Genomic DNA, 1,022 nt, shown 5'->3' on the forward strand with positions numbered 1-1,022 from the left:
ATCTGGTCAAGCGCACCTATACGGCGACATTGGGCGAGCAAGCCACCTTTGAAATTACCGACGAGTATTTCCAGAAGATTCTCAACGGCGCACAGACCGTGCAGATCGTAGCAACTGACTCGGCGGGCAAGTCGTCCACGTTGTCCTTGACCTTTACCAAGGCTGTACACAAGACGGTCATTACGCTTTCCGAGCCGCTGGCGGTCGAGGAACAGATCACGGTCGCCGTGCTGGCCATCACCGGCAAAATCCCGGCAGACGCAACCCAGCTCGTCGAGCTGACCAACAACGGCAACGATGCCGAACCAGTCTGGGAGGACGCGACAGCCGACGTTAAGGCTGGTCGCAATTATGTGTTCAAGAATAAGAGCCAAAGTGCAGGATGGGCATTCAATTTTAGGGTGACCGTCGAACGCGGTGCGAGCGGAGAGGACGGCAACATCGTATCCATCCAAGGAGGTTTTCAGTAATGGCACTTCACTTTCCCCAAACACAGACCAGGCCGTCTATGTTAATCGACGAAAAGACTAAGCTCGAAGAGCTTTCCGAGGCTTGCAATGCTGCGATTGACGAAGGTACGGCAGTCGATCTGCCCAGCGGCAGCCGGGAATCGTTTACCTACACCGTGGCTGACCAGGCGAACGTCTCGGAGATGTTTACCGCCTGTCTGGCTGGTGCGACCGGCTACATCTACCACGCCAATAACGGCCCCTGCAAGACCTATCCGGTCGCGGACATCGTAGCGATCTACTCTACGCTGTCCATGTACAAGACCAGCCAGCTGACATACCATAACCAGCTCAAGCAGTATGTGCTGACGCTGGATGATCCGGAAGTGGTCGAGGCCGTCACCTATGGGCAGGAGCTGACGGGTACCTATTTGGAGCAGTACAACGCGCTCATGGCTGAGGCGCAGGAGCAGATGCAGGCGGTGCTCAGCAAGTTAGGAGGCGGCGATGCAGCGGGCGGCTAAGTACATCTACCTTGCCTGGTTCGGCGGCAGCTGCTATGTCACTTTCGAG

1 protein-coding gene and 1 pseudogene are annotated in these 1,022 nt (G+C 56.5%); both read left to right on the plus strand.

Annotated features, from left to right (window positions below; translation table 11 throughout):
* Positions 1–470, plus strand: a pseudogene (locus B5F17_RS14935) (DUF6273 domain-containing protein); the annotation flags it as partial.
* Positions 470–973: a hypothetical protein gene (locus tag B5F17_RS14465; protein ID WP_087374950.1), complete on the plus strand. Its 504-nt coding sequence runs from the start codon at positions 470–472 to the stop codon at positions 971–973. The pseudogene B5F17_RS14935 and the gene B5F17_RS14465, both read left to right, overlap by 1 nt.
* The last annotated feature ends 49 nt before the right edge of the window (positions 974–1,022 follow it).

The sequence above is a fragment of the Butyricicoccus pullicaecorum genome (genome assembly GCF_002160355.1).
Taxonomy (GTDB): Bacteria; Bacillota; Clostridia; order Oscillospirales; family Butyricicoccaceae; genus Butyricicoccus; species Butyricicoccus pullicaecorum.